Below are 15,389 nucleotides of genomic sequence, written 5' to 3'. Positions count from 1 at the left end.
AATTTTTAAGGGGGGTACGATGTGAAATATACAAAATCGATTTTGATTGGACTCATTGCGCTGGTGATTGTGGTTGTGGGATTTGCTTCAGTAACCACTGTCGAATCTGGGAACAGGGGTGTGCTGGTGCAATTGGGAGCCGTTAAGTCGACCATTTTATCAGAGGGCCTTCATTTTAGGATACCATTTGTCCAATCGGTTCAACAAATTGAGGTTCGGGTTCAGAAGGAGGAAAGTTCCCAGTCGGCATCCTCAAAGGATCTTCAAATGGTAACGACAAAGGTCGCGGTCAACTATTCGGTGGATCCCGAAGCGGTCAATAAACTCTATCAGGAAATTGGAATGGATTACCGCACCCGCATTGTCGACCCCGCCATTGCCGAAGCACTGAAGGCGGTTACCGCCCAGTACACGGCAGAGGAATTAATCTCAAAACGCCCCGAGGTATCAGCGAAAGTGAAGGATATACTGGCGAATAAATTAACGAAATACTATATGCTGCTTGAGGATATTAATATTAAGGAATTTGCGTTTAGTGAAGAGTTTAATAAAGCGATTGAATCGAAACAAACCGCAGAGCAAAATGCCCTGCGCGCCCAGCGGGATCTCGAAAGAGTCAAAATTGAAGCGGAGCAGAAAGTGGCACAAGCCCAGGCTGAAGCTGAAGCACTGCGGCTAAAGAAACAAGAAGTCACCCCGGAATTAATTCAATTAAAACAAATCGAAGTCCAAGAAAAAGCCTTGGAAAAATGGGACGGACGCCTTCCGAGCGTCACGGGAGGCGCCACACCATTTATCGATGTTAATGGGCTTGAGAAGTAAGATGGCGGTGTAGATTGCCTGTCACGGTAACCGCGGGGACGGTTCTTCTGGCAACCCCTTCTCTGGCGGTGAAGCAGGGGGGCAGTTCTTGTGCTTCAATGAAGAGCCATCCTCTAATGTTATGCCAATCGTGTAGAGCTGATATATTTTGTATGTCATAAAATGACCTTGGTCTCGATACCGAGGTCATTTTTTTATTGCGGTGTCGCGAAGCCGAGATTTTGCTTTTATAACTGAGCTTAGATGGTCAAATATAACACCTGATTTAGTGCTATCAAGTAAGTTTATAAATGTGAGTTCTTAGCAAAGTGTAACAAAGCCATAATAAGTTCAAAATAAATAGGGATAGTTCCTTTAATATTAGAAAATATTTGACCGATGCTCTAATAGAACCGCAGCCAACAGCTCAAGTTAAACAAAGACAGGAATGGTACAAGTGTTAAGAAAAGGATGGTTACTCTATTTGGTGTTGCTTCTGGCCCTTATGTCTGCCTGTACAGATCTCAAGCAGCAGCCCCAATCTAAAAGTCAAAAGCAAGGAAAGATCGTCTATAGTATTGATGAGCTTTCAGATTCGAATAATGCTGCAAGGTATAAAAAACAATGGGATACCGAAACCACTCCAACATTGTCTGACAGGAGACAGGACGTGGAGGAACGCAACGGAAGCTCTAATCTAAATTTGAGTTTCAACAAAATCATGATTAAAGGTAATAGAAAACAAGTAGAACAGAAAACGAATTTGGATGTCAAGGTAGATAAAAATCTTGTTGAACCCATTTCACAGGGGACAGAATGGGTAGAATCCTTTCCTGCGGGAGATTCAAAACTACTTGAATACAATGGCAGCGTCCTTGCGTTTATCACGAGTGGACAAATGCTTTTAAAAAGAGGAAAACAGCCCCTCAAAAAAATGACTCCAGCAATACCTGCAAATTGGTTTGATATGGTGAAAGTGTCCCAAAACAAGACGATTATGATTACGGGATCCTTTGAAAAGAATAGCATTGAAATTCATGAAGTTGATTTAAAGAATGGAACAGCCAAAAAACTATCGGTCATTGAAACGGAGGGCAATTTAAAAATTGACCCGACTATTGTTCACACCAAAGATGGCTATTATGCCACCTTTACGGATATTCAGGGTACCATTAATAGAGGAAATCCTTCCCAAGAGAATGGACGATATACTATCAAGCTATATCACTCTCAAGACTTAAAGAAGTGGGAATATGTCCAGTCCATATTAACCGAAGATAAGAATCTAGAGGATGGACAGTTAGTCGTAGATGAAAATGACCAGTTTCATTTTCTGTATGAGGAGGAAGAGATCGATAGGGGCCATTCCAGGATCAAGGTCATTTCATCAGGTGATAAAGGGAAAAGCTGGGGACAGGCAAAGATAATCCTTTCTGATATGGCAGACCATGAACCATCAAGTCTTATGAAGGTAAATCCTGATCGATTCATTTTTTTCTACAGCAGCGACCTTGATCACGGTGGAACAGGCAGTTATGAATTTGCCAATATGAAGTATGCCATACTAGACCAACAATTTACTGTCTTAAAAAAGGATATTAATCTGGATGCCGAATCAGGAGCAAGTTTATATGATGTCCTCAAAGTAGATAACAAGCTCTACTTTATATATGCAAAATACTCAAACAATGAAGAACAGCTGGCTCTATGGAAAATCGACAAGAAACTTAATGACTTTTTGGAATAATGATTCTGGGGTCCACGGGGACGGTTCTTCTGGCAACCAACAATAGATTGCGGAGCACTGCCTCGCCCTGATTTTCTTGTTTCACATGATTGTTCCATCATAAGTAATGAAATGGATAAATGTACTATAAAATGGCTGCCTCCCCAAAAGGAGATGCAGTCATTGGGTAGAAATAAGTTTTTGCCAGGATGTCATCCCTTCATTCGTTCCGGAAGACTCTGGATCGACTGGACCACTAAATCTAGCTTTACTTCAATCCGGTAAAGCAGATATAGGGTCACTACGATGGGAAAGCCCACCTCGCTGATGAGCGGAATAATCTGTTCCACAGCTATTCACTCCTTTCTCTACTTATTTAGACTCCATGAGAACCGTCCCTCTGGCTACCATAAAAAAGGCCGGTTCCTGTTGAAGCCGGCCTCTTCGGGTCTCGCACCTTAAGCGAGTTCATATTCCACGACATTGCGGTCGATGACTCTTGCCCCTTTCGCCGCAACCAGCTTGCCGCTGGCTGATACGAACACGTCAGAAGCAATGATTTGGGTCATCGATAGCTTTACGACTTCTTCATCGACAGGCTCTTTTGGATTTTCAACAGAAAGACGTGCTGTTTTTCCAAACTCTGTGCCGAATTCCAATTCCAATGTTTTTGCCATATCTTTCACCTCCCATCGTTATATTTTTCCTAAGTCATTAACCGATAATTTCGGAACTGTCATTGCGCTCTACTTTGTTTAACTGATCGATCGTTAAACCAGCTAGTGCATTGGCAGCTTGATACAACTGGTCAGCTGTAGCAGCCTTTGTGACGTTGCTGAACGTCTTAGATCGTATGATTGGCTTGCCTTCGTCATCCATACCAGTTTGAAATACTAGACGCAGCTTGGTAGTTTCGAGAAATCCTTGTGCCATTTCGCCTCACCTCCTTTCGCCTTTTATATATTGATTCATGGGTGAAAAGGACAGGGGGGAGGAAAAAATTTAGCCACGGGAAAATAGGAGAATGCGGTCACGCTTGTAACTAAGATTGAAAGTATAACGGTAGATGGAAAAGAAATGGATTCCTTTTATGTAGCAGGCAGGAAAATCAGGTTATTCATTGAAATAATTAGAGTAGTACCTAATTACCAATTTTAGGAATAACGTTATGGTGAATGATTAATTGCGGGAGGATTTTTGATGAAAGAAACGTTGAATCCTTATAGCCTTCAAACTGTTGACCCCCATTTTTCCATTCAAAAAGCCTGGGCTACTTTTATTGAAAAGGGAGAGTTAAGTCATAATAATAAAATCCGTCCAGATATAATCGACTCTTGGGCACGATCCAAGGACTTCGGAGTCAATCCTTTTCAGTCGGAAGTGAATGAAATAGTTCATGAGGACGAACTGCTTGATAAGCGGGAGAGTTATCATTTATTACTTTCCTATGCCACTCCACACATGAAAATCCTCTCAGATTCACTCGCAAACACCGATACCATTATTAGTATTACAGATAAAAATGGCGTGATCTTAAATTCATTTGGCGACCATTTCATTTTAAAAAAAGGCGAAAAAGTGCGTCACATGCCAGGTGCTATTTGGACAGAGGAAGTGGCTGGAACAAATGCCATTGGAACGGTTTTAAAGAATAAACGACCCGTTCAGGTATTATTTACCGAACACTTTTGTAACGGATGGCAGGATTGGTATTGTGCGGCAGCTCCTATTTTTAACCCATTTACAAACGATTTACTCGGTGTTTTTGATATTACCGGTAAAGGTTCAAGCATCAACCCCCATACCATCTGCTTAGCGATCTCCAATGCCAACCACATTACGAAATATCTCGAGCAAAATATCTATCAATATGGTGTTCAAATCAACCCATTCTTGGAAGCAGCCTTAGGCTCAGCAAATGAAGCATATATCATTGCGGATGCGAAAAAGAATATATTAAAAATGAGCGGGGAACATACATACACCATACAGCAATCAGGCGTACAGTCCATAGCAAGTTTCAAAGAATTAGATGCACTGGTTGATTATGTTTTACAAGGAAAAGAACCATTTATTGAACAGGAGTTTCACCCGTTAGGAGATCACCGCAAGTTTAGATGTATGATCTATCCTGTGATTTTGGATAGAGAAGTCATTGGTGTTGTCATCCGATTGGGTGAAAGTAGATTTCGCCCTCCTATACAGGAAAAAAGGAGAAGTGATGAAAAAAATAACAAGAATACTAACTATAGCTTTGAAGGGTTAATCGGAACATCACCTCCCTATTTAAGGGCAGTCAACTTGGCGAAAAAGGCGGCTAGGCTAACCACCAATCTGTTTCTTTCAGGTGAGACGGGAACGGGAAAGGAAGCATTTGCCCAATCGATCCACGATGCGAGTGACCGTCGAAATAAGCCCTTCATCGCCATCAATTGCGGTGCCATTCCAAGGGAACTAATTGAAAGTGAATTATTTGGCTACGAGGCGGGTGCCTTTACCGGCGCAAAAGCTAAAGGCAATCCCGGAAAGTTTGAAATGGCCCAGGGAGGAACTATTTTTCTAGATGAAATTGGAGATATGCCGTTACCTGTACAGGTGCACCTGCTGCGGGTATTGGAAGAAAAAACGGTCACAAGGATTGGGGGAGAAAAAGCCATTCCTGTTGATGTTCGGATACTATCCGCTACGCATAAGGATTTAGCCAAAGCGGTACAAGATGGGACCTTTCGCGAGGATTTGTTTTATCGTCTCCGTGTGATCCAACTTCATCTACCCGCCCTAAGGGAAAGAAAAGAGGACATTCCCCTTTTGTTTCAACACTTTATCAAAGTGTTAAGTCCGCCATTTACTTCTTGTGAAGTCGTTGTCCCAGCTGAAACAATGCAATTGGTTAAGCAATATCATTGGCCAGGTAATATTAGAGAATTAAAAAATATCGTAGAACAGTCTCTTTTTCATATGGAAGGGAATATCTTACTTCCGCACTATCTGCCAGAGGAAATAATAGCGGCAGCAGAACACCCCATGGAAGTCGAAAGAGACCGGATCCTAACCGCTATAAAAAGGCTGAACGGAAATATGACGGAAGCTGCAAGGGAATTGGGCATATCGCGTGCCACCATCTATAGAAAAATGAAAAAATACGGGATTGACGGTGCCTATTCATAGGATAGGGCTTAGTAGGTATGAACTGCCTACTAAGCTTTTTTTATGTGAGACCTGAGACAGCCATTGTCTCAGGTGAGACACTTGTTTGAAAAAAAAACTAGAAATATCACTATCTATTAAGTTGGCACGGTACTTGCATATATGTAAGGTGAGGTAAAAAAGAGAGGAGTTGAAGGGAAAAGTTATTCAATACCAATAAAGAAGGTAAAGGGAGAGTGCTAGAATGGCAAAAAGGTTGGATGGCAAAATTGCGATTGTAACAGGTTCCAGTTCAGGCAATGGTCGGGCGATTGCCCTTACGTTTGCAAGAGAGGGAGCAAAGGTGATTTGTAGTGACCTTCAAAAGTCCGCACGGCAAGGCGGATACGATGAAAGCATTGATATAGATACAGATGAGCTGATTCGGCAGGAAGGTGGACAAGCTCTCTTTTTAAAAGCAGATGTAACCAAAGCAAAGGATGTTCAGGCTCTTGTCGATCTGGCTGTTTCGGAATTTGGACGCTTAGATATTATGGTCAATAATGCTGGCATCTTTACGGGTTTAAATGGAATTGTTGAGGAAACAGAGGAAGCCTTCGACTTAACGATGGCCGTCAATACGAAAGGTGTTTGGTTAGGGTGTAAATCTGCTATTACCCAAATGTTAGAACAAAATGCAAGTGCTTCATCGGGATCAAGAGGAAAAGTCATTAACATTGCTTCTATTGGGGGCCTGGTTGGACTCGCCCAAGAACCAGGTTATTGTACGTCAAAAGGAGCGGTTGTGAATTTAACTAAACAACTGGCGGTTGATTATGCGCCAGAACGAATCAATATCAACGCGATTTGCCCAGGATTCTTAGAAACAGCCATGGTCCGGCCATTTTTAGAGGATGAGGAGCTTAATAAAGGACTTCACGACCAATCTCCATGGCCGCATTTAGGAAATGCACAGGATGTGGCGTACGCTGCGTTATTTTTGGCATCCGATGAATCTCGTTGGGTGACAGGATCATCACTAGTAGTAGACGGCGGATTTACCGCACGATAAAAAGGGAGGAATTAAAAATGGCTCATATCAGATCAGATGTTACTTTTAAAAGTGAAGGACTAAATTGTAAAGGGTGGCTCTATCTTCCAGAGGGAGAAACAGGGCAGAAAAAGCCAGCGATTGTCATGGCCCACGGTTTTAGTGCGGTAAAGGAAATGCATTTGCCTAATTTTGCAGAAAGGTTCGCGGATGCAGGTTTTGTGGTTTTGGTGTTTGATTATCGTTTCACCGGGGAAGGGGAAGGTGAACCCCGCCAGCATGTCATTCCGGAAGAGCAGCATAAGGATTATCGAAATGCGATTACTTGGATTTCTCAGCACCCTGAAGTTGATGAGGAACGTATCGGTATCTGGGGATCTTCTTACAGCGGTGGCCATGTCTTGCATTTGGCTGCAGTCGATCGACGGGTAAAAGCTGTGGTTGCTCAAGTGCCGCTGGTTCATGGCTTTAAAAATGCGCAACGATTAATGAGGCCGGATGTCTTGAACAATTTCATTAAAGATTTAAATGAGTATAGAAGGGCAAGGTACAACGGAGGAGAAGTTCAACATGTAGCCGTTGTTGCTCCGGAAGGTCAACCAAGTGCGCTGCCAACACCGGATTCGTATGAATGGTTCATCTCAACGGGCGGGACGATTGCCCCTAATTGGAGGAATGAGGTAACGCTTGAAACGATGGAAGCCTTTTTGGCTTACAACCCAGCTGGTTTAATTGAACTAATTTCTCCTACACCTTTATTGATGGTTGTGGCGGAGAATGACGAGTTGACTCCGACCGATTTAGCTGTTGAAGCCTTCCAAAGAGCGAGAGAGCCGAAACAGCTCAAGATTATACCAGGCGGCCATTTTGACGCCTATACAAACCCGGGATTATCTCACTCCGCACCGGCTGCGCTTAATTGGTTTAAAAAGCACCTATTGGAGAAAGAAACAGCTACTGAATTAATCACACAATAAAAGATGGAACGAGTTTTTTAGCTGCAGGCTGTGAGGGTGTTTTTCAAATCCTCACTGCTTGTTTGGGGACCAGGGGGACGGTTCTCATGGCTTATAACAAGAGAGGCTAGTTTCTGTGACCAGCCTCTCGTTTTTCTATTTTAAGCTAATTTACATTCCACGACATTGCTGACCACAATCTTGCTTTATTATTTTTGCCGCGATCAGCTTGCCGGTGCTAGAGATAGCCAGGGGGACGGTTCTACTGGCTTAAAAGTTTACGTTGTGATGAGTGCAGTAGGGACTTTCGGTGGCAATAAAACCATGAGAGCCGTCCTGTGGTATAAAAAAGGGAATCAACCAAATAAATTGGGTCGATTCCCTTTGCTTTATCGCGTCAATCCCCGTGCTGCGTCACTATTTGTTCTGGCTTTCCTCTGTAAAACCATCCAGCCCTAGTTTCGCTAATTCTTCCGCAACCATTCTAGCAAGTTCGGTTGCTCCTTTTCGGTTTGGATGCAATGTGTCAGGCATAAAGTGCTCAAGCGTAGCTTCCGGGCCAATGGAAGTAAAATAAGCTGAACTTAGGACATTAAGGTCGACCAACGGGACATTTTCCTCCTGTGCCAAGGCTACAGTGGAATGGCGGTACCATCTGTCCACAGAGGAATGCACGCCCTGCTCGTTAAAATCAATCGCCTTTCCTTGTGGAGCGGACAATACGACGGTGGCTCCCTTTGCTTTTACCTGCTGGATCATATCCCGCATAATCTCTTTAAATTGTTCCTCGGTTGTACTGTTCTTGGCGGCCGTATCATTGATGCCAAATTGCAGGATAAAATAGTCTCCTGGTTTGATATATTTTAATATGGCTTCAAGCTGTCCATCATCCCTAAAACCTCTTGCGAACTGCCCGCCTGTGGCCATATTTCTGACTTGAAACTCTTCAGTATCAACAAATTTAGGAAGCAATTGCCCCCATCCAGCCTGCTCACTTGTATCCAAAGGATAATAGTTGCAAACGGTTGAGTCACCGCCAATATAAATTGTTCTGTTCGTTACCGGGTGGCGTGAGAGTTTTTTGATTTCCAATGCACTTAATGTAAAGGCTGTTCCAGCTTTGCCTTCTGTTACAAGCAAGTTTAATTGGCCGTCTGTGATAGGAATCTGGAAGGAATCGGTTGCACCATTACCCGTCATATTCATCACTTGGAAAACGCCCTCTGCGGCAATGCTTGCTCTTGCGGTATTTCCCAATGTGACTTTTACTTCGTACAAGCCATTTGGGAGGTCGACATTGAATGTGTTCTCACTTTTTGTGCCAAACGTAAGAAATCGAACCGCATCGCTCGCTACACCTGTTCCAGATGCCGGAACATTGGTCATGTTTTCAGGAGTATTAAAGCCGTAACGTTTCTTTTCATCATATTTATCCGATGCGCTAACACCAATATATCCTTTTTCAACTTCTCCATTACCAAAATCAAACTTGTAGTGGGGGGGCTCTGCGTGCACAGGTATATGCCCCCATCCGTTAAATAACACCACTATTAACAGCAACATACTTAATCCTTTTAACAAGACTCCTTTTTTCATCTTTTCCTCCTTATATCTTTTTTTCCTGATTGGAAGGGCATTAACCTTCCAAGTCTGGAAAACGTTTACATTATTATTTTACATATAGTCCAAATATTTAGAATTGTATATTTCAGGTAATCTTGTTCAAAAATCAGTGATTTTTAGAGTCACTGTATTTTGAAGGATAGACAGTTTCCAAGTTGCTGGCGTATTTATACGATTGACTTTTGATGTACTGAAAATCAAAGTTGGGGTCATAGAGATGGCTTCTTCAATGGCAATAGAGCCAAGAGAACCGTCCCCGTGGAACCCCGTGGAACCCCGTGGAACTCCCATGGAACCCAAACGAACTCTTGGGCATATTGTATTTTGAGGTGACTGAAATGAATCAACATTTTAAACAAGCATTTGACATCAATGTGTTGAAAATTGGACAGATAACCAATTCTGGAGTTTTTCAAATTGGTAGTGGGGCAGCCAAAGCCCAACGAGTTACTCCGGTTGGATATACGACAGTTGGAACTGCATTAGTTCCTTTAGGTGCTCCCTTAGAATTTGCCGTCCCATTACAAGCACCGGTACGTAAGTAGAACCAGGGGAACCAGGGGGACGGTTCTACTGGTCCACTTTTACCATAGCCGACAAACTTTTATCTATTTTCTGGAGGGGAATTCCGTCCTATCGAATCCACTAACCATTTTAAACAAACATTTGTTTAACTGACAAAATTTTTAGCTGTGAAAGGGAATCGAAGCAGCAGAATTAGCAAAGTTATGATTTATAAATAAACGTTTAATTAGTAGTTAATGTGATAAACTATTGTAGATATTTGTCATTTGAAGATTAGTAATAATGGCTTTAGGAGCATCGATATGGAAAAAAGATTGAAGATTGTCAGCGTTTTTGGCACGAGACCAGAGGCAATCAAGATGGCACCATTGATAAAAGAATTAGATAAATTTAATGATAAGATTGAATCAATTGTAGCTGTTACCGCTCAACATCGTGAAATGCTTGACCAAGTTTTAGATATATTTGACATTACCCCAGATTATGATTTAAACATCATGAATGAACGGCAATCGCTATTTGATGTAACAGCCCGGAGTTTGGATGGATTAAATAAAGTATACGAGGATGCCAAGCCTGACATGGTATTAGTACATGGGGATACTACTACTTCTTTTGTGGCAAGTCTTGCCGCTTTTTATCACTCCATTCCCATTGGGCATGTGGAGGCGGGGTTGCGTACGAGAAATAAGTATTCACCTTACCCGGAAGAAATCAATAGGCAGCTAACAGGAGTTCTTGCCGATCTTCACTTTGCTCCAACGTTACAGTCGAAAGAGAACCTCTTATCAGAAAATAAGAGGGAAGAGTCCATATATATTACGGGTAATACAGCGATCGATGCATTGAAGACGACTGTAAAGAATTATTTTACCCACCCTGTATTAGACCAAGTAGGTTCCGACAGGCTCTTACTAATGACAGCGCACAGACGAGAGAATTTGGGTAAACCAATGGAAAATATGTTCCATGCTGTGAAACGCCTTGTTGAAAAACATGAGGACCTTCAGGTGGTTTATCCGGTTCATTTGAACCCAATTATACGTGAGGCAGCAGAAAGGCTTCTTGGAGGAAATGAGCGAATTCACTTAATAGAACCTTTAGATGTTATCGACTTCCATAACTTCGCCTCTAGAGCCTATTTAATCCTTACTGATTCAGGCGGTGTTCAAGAAGAAGCACCATCATTAGGGGTTCCGGTGCTGGTACTAAGAGATACAACCGAACGACCAGAGGGAGTTGCAGCCGGAACTCTTAGGTTAGCAGGTACAGATGAAGCGAACATTTTTAATCTGGCAGATGAGCTATTATCGAATAAAAATTATCATGATTTAATGGCCAAAGCCTCAAATCCATACGGCGATGGGAAGGCTTCAAGAAGGATCGTAGATGCCATTCTTTATTATTTTGGATACCACAAGGACAGGCCACAAGATTTCAGGGAACCAAGGGGACGGTTCTGATGGGACCCCCTGAAAGTTAGAGCTTTATTTTATACAGCCAATTGGTGGGTATGGAACCGGTATTGTACCGGACTCATACCCACCAATTTTTGCTTTATACGCTTGTCACAATGATATATAAATTTGCACGGCGTTTCTCCATAATACCTTTCTTATAAAAAGTTCTACATAGGTGAATTAACTAAACCGTTTCGTTTGTGCGACAAAGCTAGTAATTTATCAATTGCCATAACAAATAGATATACTTCAAATTATGGAGACAGATCCGCGGCATATAAATGTGAGAAACGTTCCTGGGGGCACCATGAGAACCGTCCCAATGGCTCCCGCGGCTCCCAGCATTTCCCTCGAATGGATGCCAGAAGAACCGTCCCCTTGGCGCTCTGTAGGTTTTTTTTGAAAACGATTTAAATAGTTGTTGACGTGCTGAGGTCATGGTGATATTATGTGCCTGTGAAAATCACATATGAGATTCTAAATCACATATGTGATTTAAGATAACGCTAGGAGGAATAGGATGTCGGTAAAATCGGCTGAGCGTGTTCTTCAAATATTTGAATTGTTATCCAACAATCCACATGGGTTGACGATTAAAGAAATCAGTGAAAATCTATCATTTCCACAAAGCAGTACATCAAATCTAGTAGCCACACTTTCTGCGTCAGGTTATTTAAGTTTAGACCCGATGAAAAAATATAAGCTTGGGGCTAAATTGATCCATATTGGAACCTTGGCTTTGGAAAACTTAGATATTTCGCTTGTAGCCAAGCCTTACCTTGAAAAACTAATGGAAAGTGTCCAAGAAACGGTGTTTATGGCGGCGCTATCAGAAGACGAGTTAGTCTACCTTTTAAAGATTGATAGCAAGCGATCCATACGGACCACGGCACAAACGGGTTTCCGTAAGCCGTTGTATTGTACCGGGCTGGGGAAAACCTTTTTGGCCAATTTGCCTGCACAAGAACGGTCAAGAATTTTGGATGAAATTGATCTAGTTCCGATTACAGCTAAAACGATTACCGATCGAGAAGAACTGGAAAAGGAACTCTACCAATATGCGTTGATTGGGTACACCATTGATGATGAGGAAAATGAAGATGGATTATATTGCGTGGCAGCTCCAGTGTTTGCCGCCGATCGAAAGATTCATGCTGCCATCAGTGTTGCCGGCCCCAAGGAGAGGATGTTGGCGCAGCAAGCTGAGATTGTTCAAAAGGTTTTGTGGACCTCAAAAAAGATCTCAGAAAGCCTTGGATTTATGTAAATAGACAGAAAAAAGGTGAAAACATGGATGTTATTAGTATTGGGGAAACAATGGTTTTATTTACCCCAAATACGATGGGAAAAATGCGCTATTCAAACCAGTATACGACTAGAATTGCAGGGGCCGAGACCAATACGCTCATTGGATTATCTAGACTTGGGCATCAAACCGGATGGATTAGTCAGCTTGGAAATGATGAGTTTGGCGCCCAAATTGTAACCGCAGTCAGAGGCGAGGGAGTAGACACTAGTCAGGTCACGATCAATGAAAATGCGCCGACAGGCATCTTTTTTAAAGAAATCGTGAACCAGGACAATGTGAATATCTACTATTACCGTAAAAACTCAGCTGCCAGTCAGCTAAGTCCTGACCTCCTAAAACAGGAGTATATAGCCAATGCAAAGTTCCTCTATCTATCTGGCATTACACCTGCACTGAGCGCTTCTTGCAAAGAAACGATCTATCAAGCGATCACGATTGCTCGAAAAAATGGAGTGAAAGTCGTATTTGACCCAAATCTTCGCAGGAAGCTTTGGTCCGAGGAGGAAGCCCGAGAAACGTTATTATCGATCGCTGGGCAGTCAGATATTGTTTTGCCAGGCATCGGGGAATGTGAGTTTTTATTTGAATCAAGAGATTACAAGAAAGCTGCAGACTCCTTTCATGCACTAGGTGTTGAAACCGTTATCGTGAAGCTTGGTGAAAGAGGAGCCTATTATTCTACTAATGCCGGGGCCGACAAAGGACATGTAGAAGGCTTTACAGTCAAAACTGTGGTCGACCCAGTTGGCGCGGGTGATGGATTTGCAGCAGGAGTTCTTTCAGGGCTTCTTGATGGTTTCCCAGTTGCTGAAGCGGTCAAGCGTGGTTGCGCCATTGGGGCGATGGTTTGTACCGTAAATGGAGATATAGAAGGGCTTCCTGACCGAGCGGAACTACATCAGTTTTTTGATGTGGGTGCAAGGGATGAAGTAAAGCGTTAAGTAAGTGAGCAAGGAGGAATAGGACGAATGACTACATTGCAAAAAATACTTGATCATAAATTAATTGCCATTGTTCGAGGAGCAAGGCCAGAAGATACGTTAAAAATTGTTCAATCTTTATACGAAGGTGGAATTCGCGTTGTAGAAATGACCATGAACTCACCGAAAGCGCTGTCGGCTATCGAAATGGTGGCGGATGCATTTGGTGATGAAATGGCAGTGGGTGCAGGAACCGTGTTAGATCCTGAAACAGCTCGCAGCGCCCTGCTTGCAGGAGCACAGTTTATTTTATCGCCAACCTTACGTGCTGAAACGATCGAACTAACAAAGAGGTATGGAGCGGTTAGTATTCCTGCCGCGTTTACTCCGACCGAGATTTTAACAGCGTATGAGCTAGGCGGAGATATCATTAAGGTCTTTCCAGCGACCGCGCTAGGTCCTCAGTTTATTAAAGATATTCATGGTCCGCTCCCACAGATTCCATTATTGCCAACCGGGGGAGTAGGATTGAACAACATAAAAGAGTATCTCGATGCTGGTGCGGCTGGATTGGGAATCGGCAGTTCGTTGGTCAACACCAAAAAGCCAGTAACAGAGACCTATTTAACAGAACTAACGGAAAAAGCAAGGCAAATGGTTCTTGCAGCACAAAACTAATTTACATGGAGTGTGGTAAAAATGAAAATTACAAATTATGAATTGTTCCAAGTGCCACCACGTTGGTTATTTTTAAAAATAGAAACAGATGAAGGAATTGTTGGCTGGGGTGAGCCGGTCATCGAAGGAAAAGCAGCTACTGTAAAAGCAGCAGTAGAAGAGTTAATGACGTATTTAATGGGCAAGGATCCTTTACGCATTGAAGATCATTGGAATGTGATGTATCGAGGCGGCTTCTACCGCGGCGGCCCAATCCTTATGAGTGCAATTGCTGGAATTGACCAAGCACTTTGGGATATTAAAGGGAAATTTTATAATGCACCAGTTTATCAACTACTTGGCGGCGCTTGCCGTGATTCTATCAAAGTTTATTCCTGGATTGGCGGAGATCGTCCAAGTGATACCGCACGTATGGCATTAGACTGTGTGGAAAGAGGCTTCCAAGCGGTTAAGATGAATGGAACCGAAGAATTACAATACATTGATTCCTACGATAAAGTCGAGAAAGTAATTGAGAATGTAGCCGCGATTCGTGAGGCAGTTGGCAAAAATATCGGCATCGGCATTGATTTCCATGGGCGTGTACATAAGCCAATGGCAAAGGTGCTTGTCAGAGAACTTGAAGCGTTCAGACCGATGTTTATTGAAGAACCGGTTCTTCCTCAGAATAATGAGGCTCTAAAAGAGATTGCTTCGTTAACGTCGACTCCTATTGCGACTGGTGAGCGGATGTTCTCAAGATGGGATTTTAAACCGTTATTGGAGGGCGGGTATGTAGATATTATCCAGCCTGATTTATCCCATGCGGGTGGAATTACCGAATGCAAGAAAATCCTTAGCATGGCAGAAGCTTATGATGTAGCGGCTGCTCCGCACTGTCCGCTTGGCCCAATTGCCCTTGCAGCCTGCTTACAAGTAGACGCTACGGCACACAATGCATTTATCCAAGAACAAAGCTTAGGCATTCACTATAATCAAGGCAGTGACTTATTAGATTATCTAGTCGATCCAACTGTATTTGATTATGAAAATGGTTATGTGAAGATCCCACAAGGACCGGGACTAGGTGTCGAGGTCAATGAAGAAAAAGTACGTGAAATGGCCAAAGTCGGGCATCAATGGCAAAACCCAGTTTGGCGCCATAAAGACGGCAGCGTCGCTGAGTGGTAGAAAACATCTCGAGCGGGGCAGGTCTGGTGACAGGCTCCGCTCAA

Annotated in this window: 15 protein-coding genes; 11 read left to right on the top strand and 4 right to left on the bottom strand. The window is 42.8% G+C overall.

Features of this window, described 5'->3' with window-relative positions; all coding sequences use genetic code 11:
• Nucleotides 1-21: 21 nt before the first annotated feature.
• Together BN2425_RS17725 and BN2425_RS17720 are read left to right on the top strand one after the other, a co-directional pair.
• Nucleotides 22-822 carry a prohibitin family protein gene (locus tag BN2425_RS17725; protein WP_042462181.1) on the top strand — a complete coding sequence of 267 codons (801 nt, stop codon included), beginning with the start codon at nucleotides 22-24 and terminating at the stop codon, nucleotides 820-822.
• 436 nt (nucleotides 823-1,258) lie between these two features.
• Entirely contained in the window at nucleotides 1,259-2,548 is a 1,290-nt protein-coding gene (locus BN2425_RS17720; RefSeq protein ID WP_042462179.1) for a glycoside hydrolase family protein, read from the top strand.
• A gap of 191 nt (nucleotides 2,549-2,739) precedes the next feature.
• On the opposite strand, the gene BN2425_RS17715 is transcribed toward BN2425_RS17720, so the two are convergent.
• The 3 genes from BN2425_RS17715 to BN2425_RS17705 form a co-directional block, all read right to left on the bottom strand.
• On the bottom strand, nucleotides 2,740-2,877 hold the full coding sequence (locus tag BN2425_RS17715) for a YvrJ family protein (RefSeq protein WP_042462177.1): 138 nt from the start codon (nucleotides 2,875-2,877) through the stop codon (nucleotides 2,740-2,742).
• Nucleotides 2,878-2,985: 108 nt separating this feature from the next.
• A complete protein-coding gene (locus BN2425_RS17710; RefSeq protein ID WP_042462175.1) occupies nucleotides 2,986-3,204 on the bottom strand; it encodes a DUF2922 domain-containing protein in 219 nt (72 codons plus the stop codon).
• Between the two features lie 37 nt (nucleotides 3,205-3,241).
• A complete protein-coding gene (locus tag BN2425_RS17705) occupies nucleotides 3,242-3,460 on the bottom strand; it encodes a DUF1659 domain-containing protein (RefSeq protein ID WP_042462173.1) in 219 nt (72 codons plus the stop codon).
• Nucleotides 3,461-3,727: 267 nt separating this feature from the next.
• Here BN2425_RS17705 and BN2425_RS17700 point away from each other — a divergent pair, with 267 nt between their 5' ends.
• The 3 genes from BN2425_RS17700 to BN2425_RS17690 all read left to right on the top strand — a co-directional run bounded on the left by BN2425_RS17700 (nucleotide 3,728) and on the right by BN2425_RS17690 (nucleotide 7,681).
• Complete coding sequence (locus tag BN2425_RS17700) at nucleotides 3,728-5,695, top strand: sigma-54-dependent Fis family transcriptional regulator (RefSeq protein WP_042462171.1); 1,968 nt, start codon at nucleotides 3,728-3,730, stop codon at nucleotides 5,693-5,695.
• A gap of 223 nt (nucleotides 5,696-5,918) precedes the next feature.
• Nucleotides 5,919-6,725 carry an SDR family NAD(P)-dependent oxidoreductase gene (locus tag BN2425_RS17695; RefSeq protein WP_042462169.1) on the top strand — a complete coding sequence of 269 codons (807 nt, stop codon included), beginning with the start codon at nucleotides 5,919-5,921 and terminating at the stop codon, nucleotides 6,723-6,725.
• A 17-nt stretch (nucleotides 6,726-6,742) separates the two neighbouring features.
• Nucleotides 6,743-7,681: an alpha/beta hydrolase gene (locus tag BN2425_RS17690; protein ID WP_042462168.1), complete on the top strand. Its 939-nt coding sequence runs from the start codon at nucleotides 6,743-6,745 to the stop codon at nucleotides 7,679-7,681.
• Between the two features lie 396 nt (nucleotides 7,682-8,077).
• Here the strand turns inward: BN2425_RS17690 and BN2425_RS17685 are convergent, their stop codons facing one another.
• Complete coding sequence (locus tag BN2425_RS17685) at nucleotides 8,078-9,256, bottom strand: rhamnogalacturonan acetylesterase (RefSeq protein ID WP_042462166.1); 1,179 nt, start codon at nucleotides 9,254-9,256, stop codon at nucleotides 8,078-8,080.
• A 365-nt stretch (nucleotides 9,257-9,621) separates the two neighbouring features.
• On the opposite strand from BN2425_RS17685, the gene BN2425_RS17680 reads away from it, so the two are divergent.
• The 6 genes from BN2425_RS17680 (at nucleotide 9,622) to dgoD (ending at nucleotide 15,345) form a co-directional block, all read left to right on the top strand.
• A complete protein-coding gene (locus tag BN2425_RS17680) occupies nucleotides 9,622-9,828 on the top strand; it encodes a spore germination protein GerPB (protein ID WP_042462165.1) in 207 nt (68 codons plus the stop codon).
• A 282-nt stretch (nucleotides 9,829-10,110) separates the two neighbouring features.
• The gene (wecB, locus tag BN2425_RS17675) at nucleotides 10,111-11,271 is read left to right on the top strand and encodes a non-hydrolyzing UDP-N-acetylglucosamine 2-epimerase (RefSeq protein WP_042462163.1); all 1,161 of its coding nucleotides are present in this window, start codon (nucleotides 10,111-10,113) and stop codon (nucleotides 11,269-11,271) included.
• 517 nt (nucleotides 11,272-11,788) lie between these two features.
• The gene (locus tag BN2425_RS17670) at nucleotides 11,789-12,535 is read left to right on the top strand and encodes an IclR family transcriptional regulator (protein ID WP_042462161.1); all 747 of its coding nucleotides are present in this window, start codon (nucleotides 11,789-11,791) and stop codon (nucleotides 12,533-12,535) included.
• 23 nt (nucleotides 12,536-12,558) lie between these two features.
• Nucleotides 12,559-13,518 (top strand): sugar kinase, encoded by a 960-nt coding sequence (locus BN2425_RS17665; protein WP_042462159.1) that lies wholly within the window; start codon nucleotides 12,559-12,561, stop codon nucleotides 13,516-13,518.
• Between the two features lie 27 nt (nucleotides 13,519-13,545).
• A complete protein-coding gene (locus tag BN2425_RS17660) occupies nucleotides 13,546-14,175 on the top strand; it encodes a bifunctional 4-hydroxy-2-oxoglutarate aldolase/2-dehydro-3-deoxy-phosphogluconate aldolase (protein WP_042462157.1) in 630 nt (209 codons plus the stop codon).
• A gap of 21 nt (nucleotides 14,176-14,196) precedes the next feature.
• Nucleotides 14,197-15,345: a galactonate dehydratase gene (gene dgoD / locus BN2425_RS17655; protein ID WP_042462155.1), complete on the top strand. Its 1,149-nt coding sequence runs from the start codon at nucleotides 14,197-14,199 to the stop codon at nucleotides 15,343-15,345.
• Nucleotides 15,346-15,389 lie beyond the last annotated feature (44 nt).

This window comes from Neobacillus dielmonensis (genome assembly GCF_000612665.1).
Classification (GTDB): domain Bacteria; phylum Bacillota; class Bacilli; order Bacillales; family Cytobacillaceae; genus Neobacillus; species Neobacillus dielmonensis.
The sequence above is the reverse complement of the archived record's forward strand: the minus strand, read 5'-3'. Positions and strand labels throughout refer to the sequence as shown.